Source organism: Thermobifida sp. (genome assembly GCF_017577275.1).
Classification (GTDB): domain Bacteria; phylum Actinomycetota; class Actinomycetes; order Streptosporangiales; family Streptosporangiaceae; genus Thermobifida; species Thermobifida fusca.
This window is the reverse complement of sequence record NZ_PITY01000035.1, coordinates 14,361-37,179: the sequence shown is the minus strand read 5'-3', so window position 1 is coordinate 37,179 and position 22,819 is coordinate 14,361. Positions and strand designations below refer to the sequence as shown.

Here is a 22,819-nt window from a genome sequence, read left to right as displayed (position 1 = left end):
TGCCATGATCAGACATGGCGGCTTCAGTGGGCTACCCATTGAGACCGAAAAACCACATACTTCCTCCGGCGACCGTGTTTCGGTTATGGCGAAACTACGTCCAAAATGACTCAAGCCAGCGCCACGAGATCGGTGAACTCCGCGTCCCAGAAGTCCTCCACCCCGTCGGGCAGGAAGACCACCCGTTCCGGTTGGAGGGCCTCCACCGCGCCCTCGTCGTGAGTCACCAAGACGATCGCTCCCCGGTAGGTGCGGAGCGCGTTGAGGACCTCGTCCCGGCTCGCCGGATCCAAGTTGTTGGTCGGCTCGTCCAGCAGCAGCACGTTGGCGCTGGACACCACGAGCGTGGCCAGGGCCAGCCGCGTCTTCTCCCCGCCGGAGAGCACCCGCACGGGCTTGTACACGTCGTCCCCGCTGAACAGGAAGGACCCCAGCACACGGCGGACCTCCACCTCGGGCAGGTCCGGGGCCGCGCTCACCATGTTCTCCAGCACCGTGCGGTCGAGGTCGAGCTCTTCATGCTCCTGGGCGTAGTAGCCGAGCCGTAGACCGTGCCCGCGGATCACCCGGCCGGTGTCGGGCTGCTCGATCCCTGCCAGCAGGCGCAGCAGCGTCGTCTTGCCCGCACCGTTCAGCCCGAGGACCACCACTCGGCTGCCGCGGTCCACTGCCAGGTCCACCCCGGAGAACACTTCCAGTGAACCGTACGACTTCGACAGTCCTTCCGCGGCGAGCGGGGTGCGCCCGCATGGCGCGGGATCCGGAAGGCGGAGCTTAGCGACCCGGTCCGGCCCCCGTTCCTCCTCGACCGACTCGAGCAGCCGCTCCGCCCGGTGGAGCATCTGCTGGGCGGCGCGGGCCCGGCTGGCTTTCGCCCGGAACCGTTCGGCCTGCCGCTGCAGCGCCGCCGCCTGCTTCTCCGCGTTGGCGCGCTCCCGCTTGCGGCGCCGCTCGTCGGCCTCCCGCTGTTCCAGGTAGGCCCGCCAGCCCATGTTGTAGATGTCGAGAGTGCTGCGGCTGGCATCCAGGTAGAACACCTTGTTGACGACGTGCTCGATCAGGTCCACGTCGTGGCTGATGACCACGAGTCCGCCCTGGTAGGACTTGAGGAAGTCGCGCAGCCAGGCGATGGAGTCGCCGTCGAGGTGGTTGGTGGGCTCGTCCAGCAGCAGCGTATCCGCCCCGCTGAACAGGATGCGGGCCAGTTCCACGCGGCGCCGCTGCCCGCCAGAGAGGGTGCGCAGCGGCTGGGTGAGGATCCGCTGTTCCAAGCCCAGGCTGGAAGCGATCGACGCCGCTTCGGCTTCCGCCGCGTACCCGCCGAGCACGTGCAGGCGCTCCTCGAGCCGCGCGTAGGCGCGCACCCCCTGGTCCCGAATCTTGGGGACCTCGCTGGCCATTTTCTGTTCCGCGACGCGCAACTGACGCAGCACCTCGTCGATTCCGCGGGCCGAGAGAATACGGTCGCGCGCCACTACGTCCAGGTCACCGGTCCGCGGATCCTGCGGCAAATAGCCGACCGTGCCGGTTCGGGTGACCTTTCCCGCGGCCGGAATCGCCTCCCCCGCCAGCACTTTGGTCAAGGTGGTCTTGCCCGCGCCGTTGCGGCCGACGAGACCAATGCGATCACCCGGCCCCACCTGGAAAGACGCAGGCGCCAGCAGCAGGCGTGCGCCCACCCGGAGCTCAAGGTCAGAGGCGATGATCATGGGTCGTGAAAAGCTTTCTTCACATCCGGCGTCGACAGCAGTGGGTCGGATAGCAGGCGGCCCTTGGGAAAAGGAGCCGTTCACGCAGGAAAAACCGTCCGGCAGCCGCCGTCACTACAGCGCGGAATCGCTGGTCGTCTCATTTCGACAGCGGCACCGGGCCGATTATTCCCCCTTCTCTGCGGTGCGGTGGGCTTTGTCTGCGTGCTCTCCGCTCCGCTCTGCAGCGCTGTCCCGGGCCGAGGGCCGCGCGCCAGCAGCGGACCGCTCCTCCCCTGCTCCGGGGCGCTGCGGTGTCTCCGCTGTTTCCTGTTCCTGGGCAGAGGCCTCCACCGTGAATGGCCGGTTGCGCAGCAGCACGGCCAGGACGGCGACCACCGGTGTGGCGAGGAACGCCCCGGTGATCCCGCCGATGATCGACCCTACGGAAATCGAGAGCAGGACCACGGCCGACGGCAGTTCCAGGGAGCGCCCGTAGATCCGAGGCGCGATGATGTGGCTCTCCAGTTGCTGCACGGCAATGGTTCCGGCCAGCACCACCACCGCCATCCACAGTCCTTCGACGACCAAGGCCACGAGCACGGAGACCAGCCCAGCCAGGAACGCGCCGATCACCGGGAGGAACGCGCCGATGAAGGTGAGGATGACCAGCGGCATCACGAGGGAGAGGTCATCCCAGAACACGAAGAGCAGGACCGCGCCGATACCGATCGCGTCGATGAGGCCGACGAGAGCGACCCCGCGCACGTAGCGTCCGATGACGTCGTAGGTCAGTTCCCCGGCGTCCCGCAGGGCGCGGCGGGTGGCGGACGGGAAGAGCGAACGCACCCACCGCATCAACTCGTCCCCGGAGTGGACGAAGTAGATGGTGAGCACAATGACGAGGATGATCCCGACCAGCACTTCGCCTACCGCGACCGCACCCGCCCAGGCGCCGCTGATCAACTGGCTGCTGTTGCGCTGGATCCACTGCTGGGCGCTGGCGATCCACTCGTTGATGAGCTGGTCGTCCATCCCGAACGAGGCGGCGATCTGCTGCAGGGTGACCACCGACTCGTTGATGCTGGCCACGATGGCGTCGAACCCGGAGATCGCGGGAAGCACGATGAGGGTGACGACGCCTCCGAAGATGATGACCGCGCCCAGCACGCTGATGGTCGTGGACAGCCCTCGTCCCAGTCCGCGGTCCCGGAGCCACTGGGTGGGTGGCATGAGCAGCGCGGTGACAAAGACCGCGAGAATGACGGGGATGGTCACCACCCGGATGTAGATGGCGCCCCAGAGGATGAGCGCGATCACGACGCCGATGATGAGCAGCCGCCAGGCCACGTCGCTGGCCTTGCGCAGCAGGTCGTCTTCGACTTCGGGAACGGGAGGCGCCTCTTCCACCACCACGCGGACCTCCCGCTCGGGCAATCGCACGCTCCTGGCGGCCTTCCGCAGCGTCCATGTGGTGGGCCAGTTCCAGCGCACTCTGCGTCTCCCTCTTCCCGATGGTCGTGCTTCCGGGTCCTCCGTCCCCGTCAATAGTGGCACTCTGCGGCCCGGACTGTCCGCTTGTTAAAGCAAGGTGTCAGATGCCCCAGGTGCTGCGCTGTGTTCCTACGGGCACGATCTCGTTGCCGAACGGCGCCAGCGCCACCGGGATCAGTTTGAGAGAAGCCCAGGCCATGGGGATACCGATGATCGTGACAGCCAGCCCGATCGCTGTGGCGATGTGCTCCAGGGCCAGCCACCACCCGGCCACAATGATCCAGATGATATTGCCGATCGTGCTCCCGGTGCCCGCTCCCGGTTTGCGGACCAGGGTCCGGCCGAACGGCCAGAGCGCGTAGCTGGCCATCCGGAAGGACGCCACCCCGAAGGGGATGGTCACGATGAGCAGGCAGCAGAGCACACCGGCGAGGGCGTAGCCCACGGCCAGCCAGAAGCCCGCAACGAACAACCAGATGACGTTGAGGATGAACCGCAGCAGAGTCACTGGCCCCACTTTCTCCTGTCCGTTTCGCCGCTCTCGTCTCGCGGCCGTGCCTGCCCGGTATGACGACGAGAGGCCCGTCCTGGTTCCGGACTGCGGTGACCTGCATGTTCCCGAGCCTCCTCGGTTCCGGGCACTACCCTCAGCGCTGGAAGCCAGTCCGAAATTGTGACCTGGTTATCAGAACCGTTCCCTGGAACGGGAACGACTGTCCCCATACGATGGTTTTGTCTGGGCTCCGGCCCGGACCGTGACGTCTTCCCGGCGATGTCGGATCTGCTTCCGGTGCGTCAGAGCGCCGTATCCGGAAAGATCCGATTTCGATAACGGTTGAGCGAGTAATTTCCCTACCCCCGTGCGGAATCGGGAGCGGGGATGGCATGATTACGTACCGGTTCGCGGGGAGAGCGTTCCCACCGCCTCCGCAGCCTCGTGCGTGAGCACCCGCCGGTTCGGCAAATCTGCGCCTACGTGCTCTCAACCTCACGGGAACACCAGAGCAGAGCTCAGCGTTATTGCTGTGCCGGGTCGCTTACGCGGCTTTATCCAATTTGTTCATCAGCTTGCACACAGCTTACTGCGATTTTATGTAGAGGTGGTTCAACCATGTCTCAGGTACGTCGGCAGGCCACGCTGCGCCCCCGCCCGAGCTGGGGGTGGCAGGATGCCGCCGCGTGCCGGGGCGAGGACCTTGTGCTCTTCTTCGGTCCCGACGGCGAGCGTCAGCCGGAACGGGAGATTCGTGAGCGCAAGGCCAAGGAGATCTGCGCTCACTGCCCTGTCCGTACGGAATGTCTCGACTACGCGATCTCGCGTCCCGAGAAGTACGGAACCTGGGGTGGACTCAACGAGGACGAGCGCGCGTCCGAGCGTCGGCGCCGGATGCGTCGCGCTAACGCAGCCTGATTCTGCCGCCCCGGCCGGGAGTAATTTCTCACCGATTCTCCCACACTGATTGATCGCCCGACCATCAGGGTCATTCACCGTGGCGCCCCGACAAGCACGTCGAGGGCGCCACGGTGTGTTTCTTACCCATCTTTATTCCCATTTTTCGCGATTTTCATCACAGAATCCGATCGAACCACTCGGCAGCGCGCACCCCAACCCTGCGCCACTCTTCCGGCTGGTGCAGCAGCTGTTCGGCTCCCGCCACGATCTCGACCGCGGTCGGCCCGGTCATCCGGCCCAGCGTCCACTCGGCGAGCTCCCGAACAAAAGAGTCGGATCCCTGCACGAGGACCAGGGTGGGCGCGCGCACCTGGGTGAGGGCTTCGCCGGCCAGGTCGACGCGGCTCCCGTGGGTGACGACCGCCCCCACCTCTCCGGGGAGCCGGGCAGCCGCATCCAACGCTCCCGGCGCGGCCTGCCCGGCGCCGAGCAGCGCGATCGGCGCACTGGCCACCACAGGGGTGCGGCGGATCCAGCGCACCCCGGCCGCCAGGCGCTCCCCCAGCACTGCCGGGGCCAACTCGTCGGCTTCCGGGCTCGCTTCCGTGGGAGTGAGCAGGTCGAGCAGCAGAGTCGCATACCCCGCGGCGCGCAGCACCGTCCCGATCGCCTGGTTGTGCGGGGCGAGCCGGCCGTGCCCCGAGGCCATGACCACGGTGCCGCGCACCACCGAGGGGACGATGAGCTCCCCTTCGAGTTCGACCCCGCCCGCCGAAAAGCGCGCCGGATACCGGGAATCCCCGCTCTCTCCCAGGTCGCGGTGCTCGGCGAGCAGGGCAGCGACCTGTCCCTCGTCGACTTCGGAGAAATCCCGGTACCACCGGTCCAGCGAGTGGAAGGTCTCGGGGACGGCGAGCGCGACGACGCGGTCGGCCTCCTCCTGGAGGCGTTCCACCGCCTCGGTCGAGGCGACGGGCAGGGCGAGCACCAGCCGCGCGGGACGGTGTCGGCGCACCATACGCAGCGCTGCGCGGGCGGTGCTGCCGGTGGTGGCGCCGTCGTCGACGACGATGACGTCCCGGTCGGTCAGCCGCGGCAGTGTCCGGGCCCCCCGGTACATTTCGCGGCTGTGGGTGATCTTGTCCCGGGCTTCCGCGACGACGTCGGAGAGCCGGTTGCGGGGGATCCGCAGCCGGGCCAGGGCAGTGTCGTCGTAGCAGACGTGTCCGTCTTCGTCGACCGCGCCTAGGTCCACGTCGGGCCGGTCCGGCAGGCTGATCCGGTTGACCACGGCCACATCGAGCGGGGCGTGCAGGACGCGGGCGACCTCGGCGCCCACCGTCACCCCGCCTCTCGGCAGGGCGATGACGACGGGGGTGGCTCCGGTGACGTCGCGTACGCGCTCCGCCAGCCAGTGTCCGGCGACGGTCCGATCGGGGAAAGGCAGGGATACGGGTAGTGGACTCACGGTGACCACCGCAGACTTCTCAGGTAAGCAGGGTGATACTGCCCTACCCGTTCCATGCCGTCGACCAACCCTGCTACTCCTGTTGTTTTGCCTGGTCAAAAGGTAAAGAACCGTTGACTTGCTGCGCGGCTGCACGTCGCGCTGTCTGCCGGGGTGCGGGCGCGGTGCTCCGGCTTCCCCCTGCCGACAGGGACCTGCTCGCCGCGGGGAGTTACGCCACTGCCCTGATTGGCCCTAGGATCACCCCGGATCGCCACCGTGATCCTGTTTTGCGGATGATTCTCCGCAACCGCCGCGCTCTGAGGAGGTTTGTTGTCCGGTCATCGGCTGAATTCCGCGGCGCCTGACCCGGCAGCGCGGCGGGCCCGCTGGGGGGTTGCCGGGCTGTTCGCGAGCAACGGGCTCGGCTATCCCTCTGTAGTGCCGTGGCTCCCCGAGATCAAAAACCAGCTTGAGCTGTCCAATACGGCTCTGGGCACCGCGATCGCTGCCATGCCGCTGGGTGCGCTGCTGACCGGTATGCTCGCCGGACCGTTCATCTCCCGGTGGGGCAGCGGCCGTACCGCGGTGGTCTGCGCGCTGGTGTCCACGTGGCTGCTGCCGGTGATCGCGCTGGCACCCCAATGGGGGGTGCTGGTGGCCATCCTGTTCGTCATCGGCTGCGTGGACACGTGGTGCGATGCGGCGATGAACGCTCACGGGCTGCGGGTACAGCGCCGCTACGGGCGCAGCATTATCAACACCTTCCACGCGGTGTGGAGTGTGGCGGCGGTCGCGGGCGGCCTGCTGGGCGCAGCCGCGGTCGGACTGCGGCTGCCTTTCCTGGTCTTCCTCATCGGGCTCGCATGCATGCTCACCGGACTCGTGGTGGCCTCGTCGCGGCTGCTCTTGGACGGCCCGGAGCACGCCGAACGCAGCGCGGCCTCTCTCGGGGACGGCGCCCGATGGTTTCCGGCTGCGCGAGCAGTGGGGCTGATGGTGGCGCTCGGTGTCCTCCTCATGCTCGCAGCCGCGGTGGAGGACGCGGCAGCGTCCTGGGGTGCGGTTTACATGCGGGACAGCATCGGGGCGACAGCGTTCCTCGCGGGGCTGCCGTTCGTCGCCTGCCAGGCGGCGATGACCGCGGGGCGACTGGCCGGGGACCGGCTGACCGATGCGTTCGGGGCGGTGGCGGTGGCACGGACCGGTCTGCTGCTGTCCGCGGTGGGGTTGAGCGGGGCACTGCTGTTCCCCACCCCGGTGACCACCGTGGTGGGCTTCGGGTTGTGCGGGTTGGGTGTGGCCACCCTGTTCCCGTTGACGCTGGCCGCTGCGGGCGAGATCCCCGGGGTGCACAGCGGGACCGGTGTGTCTATGGTGGCCTGGCTGGCCCGGCTCGGTTTCCTGGCGTTCCCGCCGCTGGTCGGCCTGGTCGCGGACGCGACTTCGCTGCGGGTCGGCCTGGCCCTCTTCCCTGTCGCCACGCTCATCGGCGCTGCCTTGGCCACCAGTCTCCGGCCCCGCACCTCGGAAGACGGGTGACCCCGCAGGTACGCAGGCACACCGCGTCTGCGGGGTCAGCAGAAACGGGATCCGATCCCCGGACTACCCGGGCCGCACCTGCTTACGCGCAGGTGTCGAGCATGGCGGAGAGCCCTTGGTAGTCCTCTGGGGAGACGGGGAGGTCGTACCGGTAGAGCACGTCGATGTAGCGGATGGCGTAGGTGCACTGGAATGCCTCGTGGGGCTGCCATTCGCCGGGGCCGGCGTCGCCTTTCTGCTGGTTGGCCGGGCCGTCAGAGGCCAGGAGGTTGCCGGGGTCGTTGGCGAACTCGATGCGGGTCTCGCGGTCCCATTCACTGGCGCCCATCCGCCAGGCCAGGGAGAGCGGCACGATGTGGTCGATCTGCACGGCCCGCGGGTCGTCCGCGGTGAACTCGATGGTCTTCCCGGTGTACGGGTCGTGCAGCGTACCGGAGAGGACTTTGCAGCCGTCGGAGGCGAGCTGCACATTGTCGAGGTCGCGGGCAAGGATGTCGTTGCGCGTGGAACACCCGTTGCTGTCGGTGTCGATCCAGCCGTGGCCGAACTCTTCCCTCCGGTAGTCGCCGCGCGGAGCAGGTTCCGCGAGCTGCAGTGACTCGAGCTGCTCCCAGGCCGCGGCCGCATCCAGGTCTTCGCTTTGCGGGGCATAGGGCTCACTTGGCGACGGTGTGGCGAGCCCGTCTTCCAGTTCGGCGAGTACGTCGTCGAGGAACTGGCAGCCGGCCGTGGTGAAGAGCACTGCGGCGGCCGCCGCTGCGATCCCGATCCGCGTTCTGCCGAGGCGCTGCGTGGGGGGCATGGAAGCTCAGTCTCCTGTCATCACTACGAGGGGGTACCGCGATCTACTCTGCCTCAGCGGCGGCGCCGGCGCGGGCGGGCAGGCCGCCGGCGGGCTGCGGCAGCGCGATCGGGCCGGGGGGAGGACTGCACTTCGGAGTTTTTCCCCGCCCGGCTTTCAGCAACCCTCGTGTCCTGCTCGCGCGCCTGGGCGATCCGCTGCAGGGCCTGCTCGTGGCGTTCTGCGAGGCGGACCGCGCTGGCCTGGCGGCGGGCGGCGAGCTCGGCCCGGGCCCGCGCGGTTTCCGCGACCGGCCACATGGCGTCGATCTCGGCGTTGAGGGAGGATCCGACCAGCACGGCGAGCGCGGTCAGGTACAGCCAGATCACGATGATGATGGGCGCGGTGAGCGGACCGTAGAGGTTCACCTGTCCGAAGGAGGCTTCCAGGTAGAGCCGCAACCCTACGGTGCCGCAGAGCAGGATGAGGACGGCAGCGATCGCTCCCGGCAGTTGGCGGACCAGGGAGGTGCGCACCGGGACGCTCAAGGTGTAGAGGGCCACGATGCTGCCGAGGCTGAGCAGTCCCACCAGCGGCCAGTAGCCCAGGTGGAGGTAGGTGTCGGCTGCGGGGAGCAGGGCGCGGAGTGCGTCCGGGCCCGCGACCACAGCCGGGAGCACGACCAGCGCGAACAGCAGCGCCCCGAGGTAGGCAACGAACGCGAGCAGGCGGCGGCGCAGGTAGCCGCGCATGCCTTCCAGCCCGTAGGCGATGGTGATGGCCTCGATGAACACGCTCATGGCGCGGGAGCCGGACCAGAGTGAGACGAGGAAGGTGAGCGAGAGCACCCCGCCGTGGGCGCCACCGAGAAAGTCGTCGACAAGGGGTTCGACGGTGGTCTGCACGGCTTCAGCGGTCAGGACGGTGGCGGCCAGGTCCAGCATCCAGGCGCGGATCTCCACTACTGTCTGGTGGCCGAGCACCGAGCTGAGGTGGCCCAGGGTGCCGACGAGGCCGAGGAGGAGGGACGGCAGGGACAGGAGGGAGAAGAACGCGGACTCGGCGGCCAACCCGATGATGCGGACTCGCAGCGCGGACCGCACCGTGCGGGCGACCAGCATGGCTGCGGCGCCGGAGCGGGGGTGGCGGTCAGGCCAGGTTCTGACCGCTTCCTGGAGCCGCTCGAGGTTCGCCCATTGAGGTCGCACACCTTCGAACATAGCCCTGAAATGTCCGTTTTGCCGTATGCCCTGCGGGGATCGTCGTGGTTTCCTCGCTGTTCCGTTGACGAACCGTAATTCGGAGCCGCCTTCGACACTGTGATACGACTCACGAAACTTTTCCCACTTAGTGGGTAGACAAATCATTGACGGCATGACATGGTCGTTGCCATGATCGCTGCCCTCGACCCCATGCTCTGCGTGCGCCGTCACGTGGACTACCTTCGGGTCCGCAGCGCTCTCTGTCGCAACGTCGCCTCAACGCCTAGTTGCTGAGCACCAGTTCCGCCCTGGGCGTGCTCGCACCGACGTTGCCCCTCCTCTCCGCTGTTATGTGCCGCATTACAGCCCGGTCGGACGGGTGTCGGGCCGCGACGCGCCCAGAACGCGATTGACCGGACTCGCAGAGTCACGGTCCGCGCCCCGGTGGACGACATAGACTCGGAGGACTTCACCCATGCCGTCCGCACCCACACCGACCGGCCGTCCCGCCAGGAAGACGACGCGCCCGCGCCGCGGCGAGGGGCAGTGGGCTCTCGGCTACCGCGAGCCGCTCAACAAGAACGAAGAGATCAAGAAGAACGATGATGGGCTCAACGTCCGCAAGCGCATCATCGACATCTACTCCAAACAGGGCTTCGATTCCATCGACCCTGCCGACCTGCGCGGACGATTCCGCTGGTACGGACTCTACACCCAGCGCGCCCCGGGGATCGACGGCGGTAAGACAGCGGTGCTGGAGCCCGAGGAGCTCGACGACCGCTACTTCATGATGCGGGTCCGCACCGACGGCGGACAGCTCAACGTGGCGCAGCTCCGCGTGCTCGCGGAAGTATCCACCGCCTACGGCCGGGACACCGCCGACATCACCGACCGGCAGAACATCCAGATGCACTGGGTGCGTATCGAGGACGTCCCCACCATCTGGGAGCGGCTGGAAAGCGTGGGGCTCACCACCACCGAAGCCTGCGGCGACACCCCTCGCGGCCTGCTCGGCTGCCCGCTGTCCGGGATCGCCGAAGACGAGATCATCGACGCCACCCCGCAGCTCCGCCAAATCGTCGCCGACCACATCGGCAGCCCGCTCTTCTCCAACCTGCCGCGCAAGTTCAAGACCGCGATCGACGGGTGTGCCGTGCACTGCACCAACTACGAGGTCAACGACGTGGCTTTCGTCGGCGTCATCGGACCCGACGGTACGCCCGGTTACGACCTGTTCGTCGGCGGCGGCCTGTCCACGAACCCGATGTTCGCCCAGCGGCTCGGCGCGTTCGTCCGCCCCGAACAGGTCAGCGAAGTGTGGGCGGGCGTCTGCTCCGTGTTCCGCGACTACGGCTACCGCCGGCTCCGGCACCGCGCCCGCATCAAGTTCCTCATCAAAGACTGGGGTCCGCAGAAGTTCCGCGAAGTACTGGAGAAGGAATACCTCGGCTACTCGCTGCCGGACGGCCCCGAACCGGTCCTCGACCCGGGCACCCGCCGCGACCACGTGGGCATCCACCGGCAGAAGGACGGCCGCTTCTTCGTGGGCTTCGCCCCTCGGGTGGGCCGGGTCAGCGGCACCATCCTGGGACGGATCGCCGACATCGCTGAAGCGCACGGCTCGAACCGGGTGCGTACCACCGCCGACCAGAAGCTGGCGATCCTGGACATCACCGAAGACCGGCTGGACTCGGTCGTGGCCGCGCTCGAAGCCGAAGATCTCCAGGTGAACCCCAGCGTCTTCCGCCGGCAGACCATGGCCTGCACCGGCATCGAATACTGCAAGCTCGCCATCGTCGAAACCAAGAACCGCGCGATGGCCCTCATCGACGAGCTGGAGCGCCGCCTCCCCGACTTCACCGAACCGCTCACCATCAACGTCAACGGCTGCCCGAACGCCTGCGCCCGCACCCAGATCGCGGACATCGGGTTGAAAGGCCAGCTCGTCACCGACGCCCACGGCAACCAGGTGGAAGGCTTCCAAATCCACTTGGGCGGAGGACTGGGCCTGCAAGCCGGGTTCGGCCGCAAGGTGCGCGGGCTGAAGACGACCGCCGCGGAACTCCCCGACTACATCGAACGGGTAGTGCGCCGGTTCGCGGAGCAGCGGCAGGCCGAAGAGACCTTCGCGGAATGGGTGGCACGCGCAGACGAGGCGGACTTGAAATGAGCGCTCAGCGAAGCCACGCCACGGAAAGGGAACGCCGGTGAGTGAGCGCGCTGTCCCCTTCTACTGCCCCTACTGCGGGGACGAAGACCTCCGGCCGCACGAGGGCGACGGCACCCGGGGCCAAGGCTATCCGTGGGTCTGCGGCTCGTGCGCCCGAGTCTTCCGCCTCTCCTTCGTCGGGCTCCACGCCGCGGCGTTCCCCCCTTCCACTACGACGCCGACCGGGGAGGAGCAGCGTTGAACATCACGGCCGACGGCGCGGCGTTCGCCGCTGAGGCTGCCGCCCGCCTGGAAGAAGCCAGCGCCACCGAGATCATCCAGTGGGCCGCCGACACGTTCGGCGACCGGCTGTGCCTGACCGCGTCGATGGCGGACGCCGTCATGGTGGACCTGGTCTCGAAAGTAGTCCCGGGCATCGACGTGATCTTCCTGGACACCGGCTACCACTTCCCGGAGACGCTGGGGACCCGCGACGCGGTCGCGCAGACCTACCCGATCAACCTGATCACGGTCACCCCCAGCCGGACCGTAGCGGAACAGGATCGCGACCTCGGTCCCCGGCTGTACGCCCGCAACCCCGACCTCTGCTGCTACCTGCGCAAAGTAGAGCCGCTGCAGCGGGCGTTGCAGTCCTACGACGCCTGGCTGACCGGGCTGCGCCGCGACGAGGCGGTGACCCGCCGCACCGTGGGGGTCGTGCAGTGGGACGCCCGCAAGAAGAAGATCAAAGTCAATCCGATCGCCCGCTGGACCCAAGAGCAGGTGGACTCCTACATCGCTGAGCACGGGGTGCTCGTCAACCCGCTGCAGGACGACGGCTACCCCTCGATCGGGTGTGCGCCGTGCACTCAGCGGGTGCCGGAAGGCGCCGACCCCCGCAGCGGTCGCTGGGCGGGAACAGGGAAAGTCGAATGCGGTCTCCACAGTTGAACAGCGCCCCGGCCGGGATCCCGCTTGTCGCGGTCGCCCACGGCAGCGCTGACCCGCGGGCGGCAGCCACCGTGGAAGCGCTCTTCGCCCGGGTGCGGCACCAGCGTCCGGACCTGGACGTGCGGGTGAGCTATCTCGACCACGTTGCTCCCCCGCCAGACGAGGTTTTGGCTGCGCTCGCCGCGGAAGGAGCGGGGGAAGTCGTGGTGCTGCCGACCCTGTTGACGGCCGCCTACCACAGCAAAGTGGACTTGCCCCGCGTCCTGGAGCGGGTGCGTGCCGACTCTCCGTGGCTCCGGATCCGCTACGCCACCACCCTCGGCCCGCACCCTCTCCTGTTGGATGCGCTCGAACGGCGTCTCGCGGAGGCGGGGGCCACAGCCAACCCGGACACGGCGGTGGTGCTGGCCGCTGCCGGGTCGAGCGACCCGCACGCCAACGCCGTGGTCGCCGCGGCAGCTCGCGACCTGGCTGCCCGCGGTCCGTGGCGTGAGGTGCGGACCGCGTTCGCGTCCGCGGCCCGCCCGTCCCTCGCCGAAGCGGTGGAGGAGCTGCGCACGGCGGGCGCCCAGCGCGTAGCAGTCGCCAGCTACCTGCTGGCGGAAGGCTTCTTCGCGGACCGGGTACGGACCCACTGCACGGCTGCGGGGGCACAGATCGTCTCCGCTCCTCTCGGGGACTGCCCGGAGCTCGCTGCGGTGGTGCTGCACCGTTACGACGAAGCGCTCCGCGCCGCACCCGTGTCCGAATCAGCCGCCCCGTAGCAGCATCTCCTCTCGGGGCATCCGGGTGTGCAGCACCGGGTGCCCCGCTTCTGTTTCCGGCTCATAGCGGGGCTGCTGCTCGCGTTCCCGGACGTGGTGCGGCTTCGGACAGCTTCTGCTGCCTCACGGGGCGGTGCCCAGCCTCAACGGCGCAGCCCAGCGCCACCGGACTGCGCTGCCAGGGCTCGCTCCTGTTCGCGGATATTTCCGATGATGTGGCACGCCCGAGGGTACTAGGACCCACACGAGTCCCCACAGGACGAAAGGGGGTGCCGACGCCCAGTCAAGGCATAGACCTCCGCGAGAGCGGAACAACGCTTCTGTCCGAGTCCACACAGCGCAGAAGGGCGCCGATGCCCATGGTGGAAGTCTGGCCTGGTCACGCGTATCCGCTCGGGGCGACCTACGACGGGTCCGGAACCAACTTCTCGCTTTTCTCCGAAGTCGCGACCGGGGTAGAACTCTGCCTGTTCGACGACGACGGGGCGGAGACTCGGGTTCCGCTCACCGAACAGGACGGCCACGTCTGGCACGGCTACCTGCCGACGGTGGGTCCCGGACAGCGGTACGGATACCGCGTCCACGGACCTTACGATCCGGAACGTGGCCTCCGCTGCAACCCCAACAAGCTCCTCGTCGACCCCTACGCCAAGGCCATCGACGGGCAGATTCACTGGCACGAGTCCCTCTTCGACTACCACTTTGCCGACCCTGGCCGGGTCAACAACCACGACAGCGCCCCCTACGTCCCCACCTGCGTCGTCGTCAGCCCGTTCTTCGACTGGGGGGCCGAACAGCACCCCAACATCCCCTACCACGAGACGGTCATCTACGAGGCCCACGTCCGCGGGATGACCATCCGCCACCCCGACGTGCCGCCGCCGCTCCGCGGCACCTACGCCGGAATGGCGCACCCCGCCATCATCGAGCACCTTCTCTCCCTGGGCGTCACCGCGGTGGAGCTCATGCCGATCCACCACTTCCTGCCGGAGCACGCCCTGGTCGCCCGAGGGCTCACCAACTATTGGGGCTACAACACCCTGGCGTTCTTCGCGCCGCACAGCGGATACGCCGCCACCGGGACCCGGGGCCATCAAGTCCAGGAGTTCAAAACCATGGTCAAGGCCCTCCACCAGGCGGGGATCGAAGTCATCCTCGACGTGGTGTACAACCACACCGCGGAAGGCGACCACATGGGCCCCGCCCTGTCCCTGCGCGGCATCGACAACCTCGCCTACTACCGGGTGCGGGAAGACAATCCGCGCTACTACCTGGACTACACCGGCTGCGGCAACAGCCTCAACGTGCGCCACCCGCACTCGCTGCAGCTCATCATGGACTCGCTGCGCTACTGGGTGCTCGACATGCACGTCGACGGTTTCCGCTTTGACCTCGCCGCCGCCCTCGCCCGGGAGTTCCACGACGTGGACCGGCTCAGCACATTCTTCGACATTGTCCAGCAGGACCCGGTCATCTCCCAGGTCAAGCTCATTGCCGAACCGTGGGACGTGGGCCCCGGCGGCTACCAGGTCGGTAACTTCCCGCCCCTGTGGACCGAGTGGAACGGGAAATACCGCGACACTGTCCGCGACTTCTGGCGGGGCTACCCCGTACTGCCGGAGCTCGCCTCCCGCATCTCCGGCTCCTCCGACCTCTACCAGGCCGACGGGCGCCGCCCCGTGGCTTCCATCAACTTCGTCACCTGCCACGACGGCTTCACCTTGGCCGACCTCGTCTCCTACGACCGCAAACACAACGAAGCCAACGGGGAGGACAACCGGGACGGCACCGACGACAACCGCTCGTGGAACCACGGCACGGAAGGCCCCACCACCGACCCTGCCATCGCCACGCTGCGCCGCCGCCAGATGCGCAACATGCTGACCACGCTCATGCTCAGCCAAGGCGTGCCCATGCTCTCCCACGGCGACGAGATCGGCCGTACCCAACACGGCAACAACAACGCCTACTGCCAGGACAACCCCATCTCCTGGGTGGACTGGGAGCTCGCCCGCCGCAACGCCGACCTGCTCGACTTTGTGCGCACCCTGTCCCGGCTGCGCCGGGAGCACCCGGTGTTCCGGCGTCGCCGCTTCTTCCAGGGGGCCCTCCCCGGGCGGGGCAAGCAGCGCGACATCGCCTGGCTGCGCCCGGACGGCACGCTCATGGAGGATGCCGACTGGGGGCGGGGGTGGCGCGCCCTCGGCGTGTTCCTCAACGGCGACGCGATCACCGAGCCGGACCGGATGGGCCGCCGGATCCGCGACGACTCGTTCCTCCTCCTGCTCAACGCGGGGATCAACGACGTGCAGTTCACCCTGCCCGGTCCCAGCTACAGCGCGGCGTGGGAGACGGTGGTCGACACGGCCGACCCTGAGGTGGCCGGCCGCCCCTACTTGCCCGCCGGCAGCGACGTCACCGTGATCGACCGGTCGTTCCTGGTGCTCAAGGGGGTGACGAAAGCCCTGCCCTCCTGAACCTGCGCGGCGGCTGGAAGGCAGCGGAAAACCCGGGATCCGTCCTGCCCGCCGCAGCGTCTGACCGGATAGCGCGCGGACCGCGACAGGGCGGGCTGGAGAGGACGGCTCCGGCCCGTCCCGTCCGTTCTCACTCTGCGGTGCTGCGTCTTCCGCGGCGCCGACGCAGCTCTCCTCGCACGGGAACCAGTGCCACGGCGAAGAGCGCGCTGACGAGGACTGCGCTCAGCAGCGCGGGGATCAGATCCCCGGAGGTGCTGGCCCACGCAGCGAGGGCTTCAGCGGTCAGCAGTGCCGCAGCCACAGCCACGACGCTGAACGCCATCAGGATGAGCATCAGGCGGCCATCGGACATCGGGTACCGGTGTGTCCAGTCCAGCGACGTCAGCCACGCCTTGATGCTCCGCTTCCGGGGCGCGGCCCCGCGGTTCTTGGCCCGCCTGGGATGTGCGGCGCGCTGCCGGATACGTGCTCCCTTGGCAGGCGAGCGGCGGCGGCCCACCGCTTGCCGGTGTGCGACGGACATGCCCACCTCCGTACTCTCGTTCGGCGGGCCGCTACCCGACCACCCCCGACCAAGAACCTCCCACATATGAAGAAAAGGGACATGAAGCTCTAGAAATCCCTTTACGTTCCTCAGAGGTGGAAACCGGTAAAGAATCCTGGGAAGGGGTAGCGTCATTACCCATGAGCGAACAGAATCCACCGGTCCAGCGATCCGAAGAAGAATGGCGGGCGATCCTCGACCCTGAAGCGTTTGCCGTACTCCGCCTCGGTGCCACAGAACCACCGTGGAGCGGCGAATACGTGTCGACGACAGCCCAGGGCGTCTACCGCTGCCGGGCCTGCGGGGCGGAACTCTTCCGTTCCGAACACAAATTCGACGCCCAGTGCGGGTGGCCGAGCTTCTATGATCCTGTAGACAGTTCCGCGGTGACCCTGCACGAGGATCTCTCCCACGGCATGGTGCGCACCGAGGTCCGCTGTGCCCGATGCGGCTCCCACCTGGGACATGTCTTCTACGGGGAGGGTTATCCCACCCCTACCGATGCCCGTTACTGCATCAACTCCATCGCTTTGACGTTGGAAGCAGAGGACACAGTGGAATAGCATCCTTCTTCATGTCACCCCTCCCCTTACCCCTGTGGAACATCTCTGACGAAGGTTCTCCCCTATGACCCCCAAGCGTCATCCAGCCGGACCACGACGGCTGGTTCCGCGGATGGCTCGCGGCTCCGCCCCCTGGCTGCTTCCCGCCTTCACTGCCGCGGGTCTGGCCGTACTTACGAGCCGGGGTTCGCGAACGCGCAAGGCGCTCGCAGTCCCCGTAGTAGCCCTGGCGGCGGGGATGGCCTGGTTTTTCCGTGACCCCGACCGTGGCCCCGCGAGTGGTCGCTTTCTCTCCGCCGCCGACGGTGTCGTCCAGAGCGTCGATCCACTGCCCGATGGCAGGACCCGGATCGCGGTGTTCATGAACCCCCTGAACGTTCACGTGAACCGGGCTCCGATCGCCGGTGTGGTCACCGGGGTCGAACACCGTCCCGGCGGCTTCCTCCCGGCCTTCGACAAGGACAGCGAACGTAATGAACGCGTCATCTGGACCTTCGACACCGAAGTGGGCGAAGTCACGGTCATCCAGATCGCTGGGGCGATGGTCCGCCGCATCGTCCCGTATCACCCGGTCGGTGCGAAGGTCGAGCAGGGCGAGAGAATCGGTCTCATCCGCTTCGGTTCTCGAGTCGACGTCTACCTCCCCCCGGGCATTGCGCCTGCGGTGGAGGTCGGACAGAAGGTCCGCGCCGGCGAAACCCGCCTCGACCGCGACTAATCCGGTGACCGCACCACCGGATACGGCGGTTCGGACGGAACCGCGCCTCTCCGTAGCCGACTGTCTCACACTCGGCAATGCGCTGTGCGGGTTCATGGCGGTCTGCCAGCTCGTCACCGCACAGCTCGCGCACACCGCGTCCGGTGCCCTGGGACCGCTGCCCCGCGAAGCGGTCACGATGCCCATCATCCTGCTGCTGGGTGCGGCAGCCTTCGACCTGTTCGACGGGAGGGTGGCGCGCCGGCTCGGCGGCAGCGCAATGGGCGCCGAGCTCGACAACCTGGCCGACGTGATCAGCTTCGGGTTCGCCCCGGCGTTCTTCGTGGTCACCTGGGGTGCTTTCACCCACTCCGCTGGTTCGGTGCTGGTGCTTGTGGTCGCGGCGGCAGTCCTGCTGGCGGTCGTGGTCCGGTTGGCCCGGTTCTCCTGCCAGTCTCCCGGGGACCGCCACTTCACCGGCCTGCCCAGCCCGTTCGGTGCGATGACGGTGATCGTCATCGTGCTGCTGCACCCGCCGGTGTACGTGGGGAGCCTCGCGATCCTCGTGGTGGCCTGGCTGATGGTCAGTTCGATCCGCTACCCCAAGCCCCGCGGCCGGTCGGCCTACACCGTTGTGGCGTCTCTCGTGGGAGGCGCGGGATGCCTGGTGGCGTGGGCGATGGACGCTCCTGGCGGGCTCCTGCTGCTCTACTCCAGCGCGCTGTTGATGCTGCTCGTGCTGGTCTTGGCACCGATGTCGCTGCGGCGGCGCCCCTGACCGGACGGTTTCTGGGGTGCGGCGTCTCCGCCTCGAAGGCGGAGGCGCCGCACAGCCAGGAACGGGGCGGGACGGCCGCCTCGACTAGGGCAGGGCCTCCACCAGTTCCGCGACGCTCTTGCGCTTGCCCGTGAAGAACGGGATCTCCAGGCGGGTGTGCCGGCGGGCTTGGGCGGCACGCAGCGCCCGCACCAGGTCAACGATGCGGTGCAGTTCGTTGGCTTCGAAGCCGAGCAGCCACTCGTAGTCGCTCAGCCCGAAAGTGGACACGGTGTTCGCGCGCACGTCCGGGAAGGGTGCGGCCATCCGGCCGTGCTCGGCGAGCATCTGACGGCGCTCCTCTTCCGGCAGCAGGTACCACTCGTAGGACCGCACGAAGGGATAGACGCACAGGTATTCGCGCGGTTCCTCCCCGGCCAGGAAGGCGGGGACGTGGCCCCGGTTGAACTCCGCCGGACGGTGGATGCCGATCGCCGACCACACCGGGGTGCTGGCCCGGCCCAAGGCGGTGCGGCGGAAGTCGGCGTAGATCGTCTGGAGCTGTTCCGGGGTGTCCGCGATCCACCAGAACATGACGTCGGCGTCGGCGCGGAAGCCCTGCACGTCGTAGACGCCCCGGGTGGCAGTGCCTTTCTCCGCGGCCGCGTCCAGCAAGCCGGTCAGTTCGTCTCCGGCAGCGGCGCGGTCCAGCGCGGTGATGTCGCCGACCCGGAACACCGACCACATGGTGTAGCGGATCAGCTTGTTGAGTTCCTCAACGTCGGGAGTGGTGGTTTCCGTACTCACCTGTGACTCCTTTGTCCTCCGGTTGTGTGAGTGATACGGCGCGCGGCCTCTTCAGCACTGCTGAGGCACGCGGGGATACCCACGCCGTTGTAGACGGCGCCGCACACGGCGAGCCCGTCGATACCGTCCAGGGCCGACCGGATCCGGGCGACCCGATCGCGGTGGCCCACCGTGTACTGGGGGAGTCCGGCGTTCCAGCGGGTGACGTGGCTGTCCACTGGCGGTCCGGACACCCCGCACAGGTCTGCAAGGTCGCTGGTGGCCCGGGCCACCAGCGTGTCGTCGTCGTAGTCCACGACTGCGTCGTCGCCGAACCGGCCGAGCGAGCAGCGCAGCAGCACAATCTCTTCCCCCGGGTTGGCGTCGCGCAGCTCCGCGGCGAGCCACGGCCACTTCACACTGCTGAAGGTCACCGCTTTGATGGTGCGGCCTTCCACGCTGGGCACCAGGAATCCGCTGGCGGTAGGCGGGGCGGGGAACGCGGAGAGCGGGTAGGCGAGGGTGACCACGGCCATGCTCGCGTAGCGGACACCGCCCAGTTCCACTGCGGCGCTCGGGGCGATCGTGCGCAGCAGGCGTGCCGCCTCCGGCGCGGGGCAGGCCAGCACGACCGCGTCGGCATCGACCGTTTCGGCAGGCGGGTCGCCCACGGCCAGTTGCCACCCCTGCTCGGTGCGGCGCAGGTCCCGGGCCGGGGTGGCGGTCCGGACGGTGACGCCTGGCTGTGCGGCAAGGGCGTCGATCAGGGTGGCCAGGCCGCCGCGCAAGGTGGCGAAGAGCGGAGGCGGTGGCTCTGCGGTCGGGCGGGCGGTCCGGGAGTGTGCGTCGCGTGCGATCGCTGCCAGGGACCGCTGGGTGCGGGCGGCCGAGGCGAGCTGCGGCAGGGTGGCGTCCAGGGACAGTTGGTCGGCGCGGCCCGCGTAGACACCGCCCAAGAGCGGTTCCACGAGACGGTCGACGGTTTCGCGGCCCATCCGGATCCCGATGTAGGTGGCGACCGGGACGTCCGCCTTGACGGGGGTGGCGGGCCAGACGAGGTCGCGGGCGGCGCGCAGCACGCCGAGCGGGGAGAGCACCCCGCTGCGGGCTAGGGCCGCGAAGTCGCTGGGCACTCCCATGACATGGCCTTCCGGGAAGTCCCGGAGCTTGCCGCGACTGTAGATCTGCGAGGTCACGGTTCCTGGGTGGGTGACCCGCTCGGTGAGACCGAGTTCGTCAATGAGGGAGAGCGCCTCGGGACGGCGGGCCAGGACTGCTTCCGCGCCGACGTCGGCGGAGACCCCTGCGACTTTCTCCACCGCGAGTTTGCCGCCGGGCCGTGCCGCGGCTTCCAGCACGGTGACGCGGTGTCCGCTGCGGGCGAGCCGGTGTGCGACGGCCAGACCGGACACGCCGCCACCGACCACCACGGTGTGTGGTGTGGTGTCCATGCCGCCAGCTTCCCAGATACTTTTAGAAGCCTTGCACCACCCCCCGTTTCCAAGCGGCTACCCCGTGACCGTTATGTGACCAGATGACCAGGAACCTCCGGGGCTGTGGGGGTCGTCACACCAGCCATGAGCACCAACGTGTCCCCCCGGCCGCGGCAGCGCCGCAGGGGTGCCGCATCGATCGTCACGCTGTTTGCCGCCCTGCTCCTGGCAGGGTGTGCCTCCTCCAACCTGGCCGGGGACTCGGCCGGTGAAGTCCCCGCTGTCGCAGAGCCCGCCGACGCCGCTCCGGAAGCGCTTCCGGCGGACACGGACGGCCTGCTCGTGCTCCCCGACCAGCGGATGGTGGTCCACTCCGCGTCCATGAGCCTCCTCGTCGAGGATGTCGACGAGGCTGCCGCGGAAGTCAAAGAGTGGGTCCGGCAGGCCGGCGGGTACGTCGCCTCCGAGACGGCGAATGCGGCGTCCGGACGCAACCCGCAAGTACGGCTGAGCCTGCGGGTGCCGGTCGACTCCTATGAGGAGGCGCTCAACGCGTTCGCCGCGCTGGGGACCCGGCAGAGTCTGGAGCGGAGCGTCACGGACGTCACCGAAGAGGTCGCTGACGTCGACAGTCGGGTGGCTTCCGCGGAAAAGTCCGTGGCGCGGTTGCAGGAGCTGCTGGACGAGGCGGACACGATCAGCGACATTCTGGAGATCGAGGAGCAGATCAGCTCCCGCCAAGCCGAGTTGGAGGCCATGCAGGCGCGGCAGCGGGTCCTGGCCGATCAGACCTCGTATGCCACGGTGGACGTGGAGTTGAGGCTGCCCTCTTCAGCGGTCCCCGTGGACGACGGCGACTCCCCCGGCTTCGTCGGGGGTCTTGCTGCGGGCTGGCGCGCTCTGCTGACCGTGGTGGACGTGGTCGTCGTGGTCATCGGCTGGCTGCTGCCGTTCACCGTGGTGGCTGCGGCGGCCGCCGTGCCCGTGGTGTGGCTGCGCCGTCGGCGCTCCCGACGCAAGGAAGACACCGCAGCAGGTACGGGCACGGACACACCGGTTACCCATGAGCCTTCCGCAGCCCAGGAACAGGATCCAGCCGCCCCTGGCCAAGACCGGGACTAGCCCCGTGCCCGTCCGGCCGTTTCGGACGGGCACGCACTGGGCTTCTTCGTGGTCTCAGTTCGCGGTCTGCGTGTGGACGTACTCCACCAGCCGCTCTAGGACTGCCGGGTCGGTGGTGGGAAGCACTCCGTGGCCGAGGTTGAACACGTGGCCTTCGGCGGCCTTGGCGCGGGCCAAGACGTCGTCGGTGCGTTCCGCGACCACGCTCCACGGGGCGAACAGCACCGCCGGGTCGAGGTTCCCCTGGAGTGCGGTGTGGGGACGGACCCGTCGCGCTGCCTGGTCGAGCGGCACCCGCCAGTCCACGCCCACCACGTCGGCACCGGCCTCGCTGAGCAATCCCAGCAGCTCGCCGGTGCCGACCCCGAAGTGGATGCGGGGCACGTCGAACTCGGCGAGCTGGGCGAAGATCCACGAGGAGTAGGGCAGGACGTTGGCCCGGTAGTCCTCCGCGCTGAGCGCTCCCACCCAGGAGTCGAACAGCTGCACGGCGCTGGCCCCCGCGGCGATCTGCACCCGCAGGAATTCCAAGGTGATGGCGGACAGCCGCCGCATCAGTTCAGTCCATACCTCGGGCGCGCCGTACATCAAGGCCTTGGTGTGCTCGTGGTGCCGGGAGGGCCCGCCTTCAATCAGGTAGGAGGCGAGCGTGAACGGCCCTCCGGCAAACCCGATGAGTGGACGGCTGCCGAGTTCCCGCACCAGTTCGCGGATCGCCTCGGTTACGTACGGCACGTCGTCGGGTTCGAGGCCACGCAGCCGCCGAGTGGCGGCAAGGTCGCGGATCGGCTCGGCGACGACCGGGCCGACGCCGGGTTTGATGTCGAGGTCGACGCCGATGGCCTTGAGCGGGACCATGATGTCGCTGAAGAAGATCGCGGCGTCGACGTTGTACCGGCGCACCGGCTGCAAGGTGATCTCGACGATCATGTCCGGCCGGGCGCAGGCTTCCAGCATGGGCACGCCTTCGCGGAGCTTCCGGTACTCCGGCAGGGAGCGTCCGGCCTGGCGCATGAACCATACCGG

General features: G+C 68.3%; 21 protein-coding genes. 11 read left to right on the top strand and 10 right to left on the bottom strand.

Translation table 11 applies throughout. From position 1 onward, the window contains the following. Positions 1–110: 110 nt before the first annotated feature. The 3 genes from CW348_RS15595 to CW348_RS15585 form a co-directional block, all read right to left on the bottom strand. Positions 111–1,709 carry an ABC-F family ATP-binding cassette domain-containing protein gene (locus CW348_RS15595; protein ID WP_011292304.1) on the bottom strand — a complete coding sequence of 533 codons (1,599 nt, stop codon included), beginning with the start codon at positions 1,707–1,709 and terminating at the stop codon, positions 111–113. A gap of 165 nt (positions 1,710–1,874) precedes the next feature. Continuing rightward, a complete protein-coding gene (locus CW348_RS15590; RefSeq protein ID WP_234351658.1) occupies positions 1,875–3,131 on the bottom strand; it encodes an AI-2E family transporter in 1,257 nt (418 codons plus the stop codon). 151 nt (positions 3,132–3,282) lie between these two features. Further along, the gene (locus tag CW348_RS15585) at positions 3,283–3,690 is read right to left on the bottom strand and encodes a YccF domain-containing protein (RefSeq protein WP_011292306.1); all 408 of its coding nucleotides are present in this window, start codon (positions 3,688–3,690) and stop codon (positions 3,283–3,285) included. Positions 3,691–4,293: 603 nt separating this feature from the next. Here CW348_RS15585 and CW348_RS15580 point away from each other — a divergent pair. Next, positions 4,294–4,593 (top strand): WhiB family transcriptional regulator, encoded by a 300-nt coding sequence (locus CW348_RS15580; protein WP_011292307.1) that lies wholly within the window; start codon positions 4,294–4,296, stop codon positions 4,591–4,593. Between the two features lie 157 nt (positions 4,594–4,750). On the opposite strand, the gene CW348_RS15575 is transcribed toward CW348_RS15580, so the two are convergent. Continuing rightward, positions 4,751–6,043 carry a phosphoribosyltransferase family protein gene (locus tag CW348_RS15575; protein ID WP_181140036.1) on the bottom strand — a complete coding sequence of 431 codons (1,293 nt, stop codon included), beginning with the start codon at positions 6,041–6,043 and terminating at the stop codon, positions 4,751–4,753. 309 nt (positions 6,044–6,352) lie between these two features. Between CW348_RS15575 and CW348_RS15570 the strand changes: the two genes are divergently transcribed. Then, positions 6,353–7,564, top strand: a complete 1,212-nt coding sequence (locus CW348_RS15570) for an MFS transporter (protein WP_104612806.1) — start codon at positions 6,353–6,355, stop codon at positions 7,562–7,564. Between the two features lie 82 nt (positions 7,565–7,646). Here the strand turns inward: CW348_RS15570 and CW348_RS15565 are convergent, their stop codons facing one another. Together CW348_RS15565 and CW348_RS15560 are read right to left on the bottom strand one after the other, a co-directional pair. Beyond that, positions 7,647–8,366 carry an HNH endonuclease family protein gene (locus tag CW348_RS15565; protein ID WP_104612807.1) on the bottom strand — a complete coding sequence of 240 codons (720 nt, stop codon included), beginning with the start codon at positions 8,364–8,366 and terminating at the stop codon, positions 7,647–7,649. 53 nt (positions 8,367–8,419) lie between these two features. Beyond that, a complete protein-coding gene (locus tag CW348_RS15560; RefSeq protein ID WP_104612808.1) occupies positions 8,420–9,565 on the bottom strand; it encodes a YihY/virulence factor BrkB family protein in 1,146 nt (381 codons plus the stop codon). A 457-nt stretch (positions 9,566–10,022) separates the two neighbouring features. Between CW348_RS15560 and CW348_RS15555 the strand changes: the two genes are divergently transcribed. The 5 genes from CW348_RS15555 to glgX all read left to right on the top strand — a co-directional run bounded on the left by CW348_RS15555 (position 10,023) and on the right by glgX (position 15,888). Beyond that, complete coding sequence (locus CW348_RS15555; protein WP_104612809.1) at positions 10,023–11,717, top strand: nitrite/sulfite reductase; 1,695 nt, start codon at positions 10,023–10,025, stop codon at positions 11,715–11,717. Between the two features lie 37 nt (positions 11,718–11,754). Then, positions 11,755–11,958 (top strand): hypothetical protein, encoded by a 204-nt coding sequence (locus CW348_RS15550; RefSeq protein ID WP_016188877.1) that lies wholly within the window; start codon positions 11,755–11,757, stop codon positions 11,956–11,958. After that, positions 11,955–12,647 (top strand): phosphoadenylyl-sulfate reductase, encoded by a 693-nt coding sequence (locus CW348_RS15545; RefSeq protein ID WP_016188878.1) that lies wholly within the window; start codon positions 11,955–11,957, stop codon positions 12,645–12,647. Before CW348_RS15550 ends, CW348_RS15545 begins: the two co-directional genes overlap by 4 nt. Beyond that, positions 12,629–13,411 carry a sirohydrochlorin chelatase gene (locus CW348_RS15540; protein ID WP_227480889.1) on the top strand — a complete coding sequence of 261 codons (783 nt, stop codon included), beginning with the start codon at positions 12,629–12,631 and terminating at the stop codon, positions 13,409–13,411. The genes CW348_RS15545 and CW348_RS15540 overlap by 19 nt, the downstream gene beginning before the upstream one ends. A 359-nt stretch (positions 13,412–13,770) precedes the next feature. Then, positions 13,771–15,888 (top strand): glycogen debranching protein GlgX, encoded by a 2,118-nt coding sequence (gene glgX / locus CW348_RS15535; RefSeq protein WP_173668163.1) that lies wholly within the window; start codon positions 13,771–13,773, stop codon positions 15,886–15,888. Between the two features lie 130 nt (positions 15,889–16,018). Here the strand turns inward: glgX and CW348_RS15530 are convergent, their stop codons facing one another. Continuing rightward, positions 16,019–16,414 carry a hypothetical protein gene (locus CW348_RS15530; protein ID WP_016188881.1) on the bottom strand — a complete coding sequence of 132 codons (396 nt, stop codon included), beginning with the start codon at positions 16,412–16,414 and terminating at the stop codon, positions 16,019–16,021. 161 nt (positions 16,415–16,575) lie between these two features. On the opposite strand from CW348_RS15530, the gene msrB reads away from it, so the two are divergent. The 3 genes from msrB to pssA all read left to right on the top strand — a co-directional run bounded on the left by msrB (position 16,576) and on the right by pssA (position 18,473). Further along, positions 16,576–16,998: a peptide-methionine (R)-S-oxide reductase MsrB gene (gene msrB / locus CW348_RS15525; protein WP_011292317.1), complete on the top strand. Its 423-nt coding sequence runs from the start codon at positions 16,576–16,578 to the stop codon at positions 16,996–16,998. A gap of 64 nt (positions 16,999–17,062) precedes the next feature. Next, entirely contained in the window at positions 17,063–17,716 is a 654-nt protein-coding gene (locus CW348_RS15520) for a phosphatidylserine decarboxylase (RefSeq protein ID WP_011292318.1), read from the top strand. A gap of 4 nt (positions 17,717–17,720) precedes the next feature. Beyond that, a complete protein-coding gene (pssA, locus tag CW348_RS15515) occupies positions 17,721–18,473 on the top strand; it encodes a CDP-diacylglycerol--serine O-phosphatidyltransferase (protein WP_081430420.1) in 753 nt (250 codons plus the stop codon). 84 nt (positions 18,474–18,557) lie between these two features. On the opposite strand, the gene hemQ is transcribed toward pssA, so the two are convergent. Together hemQ and hemG are read right to left on the bottom strand one after the other, a co-directional pair. Beyond that, positions 18,558–19,199: a hydrogen peroxide-dependent heme synthase gene (gene hemQ / locus CW348_RS15510; RefSeq protein ID WP_227481042.1), complete on the bottom strand. Its 642-nt coding sequence runs from the start codon at positions 19,197–19,199 to the stop codon at positions 18,558–18,560. A gap of 56 nt (positions 19,200–19,255) precedes the next feature. After that, complete coding sequence (hemG, locus tag CW348_RS15505) at positions 19,256–20,689, bottom strand: protoporphyrinogen oxidase (RefSeq protein ID WP_104612810.1); 1,434 nt, start codon at positions 20,687–20,689, stop codon at positions 19,256–19,258. A gap of 126 nt (positions 20,690–20,815) precedes the next feature. On the opposite strand from hemG, the gene CW348_RS15500 reads away from it, so the two are divergent. Further along, positions 20,816–21,793, top strand: a complete 978-nt coding sequence (locus tag CW348_RS15500) for a DUF4349 domain-containing protein (protein ID WP_061783718.1) — start codon at positions 20,816–20,818, stop codon at positions 21,791–21,793. A gap of 54 nt (positions 21,794–21,847) precedes the next feature. On the opposite strand, the gene hemE is transcribed toward CW348_RS15500, so the two are convergent. Then, positions 21,848–22,807 carry a uroporphyrinogen decarboxylase gene (gene hemE, locus CW348_RS15495; protein ID WP_016188885.1) on the bottom strand — a complete coding sequence of 320 codons (960 nt, stop codon included), beginning with the start codon at positions 22,805–22,807 and terminating at the stop codon, positions 21,848–21,850. Positions 22,808–22,819 lie beyond the last annotated feature (12 nt).